The sequence below is a fragment of the Streptomyces sp. NK08204 genome (assembly GCF_020400585.1).
Classification (GTDB): domain Bacteria; phylum Actinomycetota; class Actinomycetes; order Streptomycetales; family Streptomycetaceae; genus Streptomyces.
The window spans coordinates 1-892 of sequence record NZ_JAINVF010000079.1; the positions used below are offsets into that span (position 1 = coordinate 1).

Below are 892 nucleotides of genomic sequence, written 5' to 3' on the forward strand. Positions count from 1 at the left end.
CCTGTCTTCAAATGATCTTGAGTGGTGGATCATGGTCGGGTGATACGTCGCCATGAACTGTCCGATGCAGAGTGGGAGTTCCTCCGTCCGTTGCTGCCCGAGTCCTTGCGTGGGCGGAAGCGGTTGGACGACCGAACCGTGCTCAACGGGATCGTGTGGAAGTTCCGCACCGGAACGGCCTGGCGGGACGTGCCCGAGCGGTACGGCCCCTGGCACACGCTGCACACCCGCTTTCGCCGGTGGGCCCTGGACGGCACCTTCGAGCGGATGCTCCAGGCCGCCCAGGCCCGGGCGGACGCGGCAGGGGAGATCGACTGGCTGGTGTCGGTCGACTCCACCGTCATACGCGCACACCAGCATGCCGCCGGAGCCCGAAAAGGGGGCTCCGCAGCCCCGCACTCGGACGCTCCCGGGGTGGCCTGACCAGCAAGATCCACCTGGCCTGCGATGCCTTCGGGCGCCCGCTCGCCTTCGTGCTCACGGGCGGCAACACCAACGACTGCACCCAGTTCACCACCGTGATGGAGGCGATCCGGGTGCCTCGCACGGGCCCGGGCCGTCCCCGGGTACGGCCCGCCCACGTGCTGGGCGACAAGGGCTACAGTTCCCGCGCGATACGGACCTGGCTGCGACGCCGCGGCATCAGCCACACCATCCCCGAGAGAGCCGACCAGATCCGCAACCGGCTCCGGCGCGGCAGCCGGGGCGGACGCCCGCCGGCCTTCGACAAGCAGCTCTACAAGCAGCGCAACGTGGTCGAACGCTGCTTCAACCGCTTGAAGCAGTGGCGAGGCATAGCAACCCGCTACGACAAGACCGCGGAGTCCTACCAGGCAGCCGTCACCCTAGCCTCGCTCCTGATGTGGGCGTGACATTTGAAGACAACTCCTAG

Annotated in this window: 1 pseudogene; it reads left to right on the forward strand. The window is 67.8% G+C overall.

Going from position 1 to position 892, the window contains the following annotated elements:
* Window positions 1–42 precede the first annotated feature (42 nt).
* Window positions 43–872 (forward strand): annotated as a pseudogene (locus K7G59_RS34380) (IS5 family transposase).
* Window positions 873–892 lie beyond the last annotated feature (20 nt).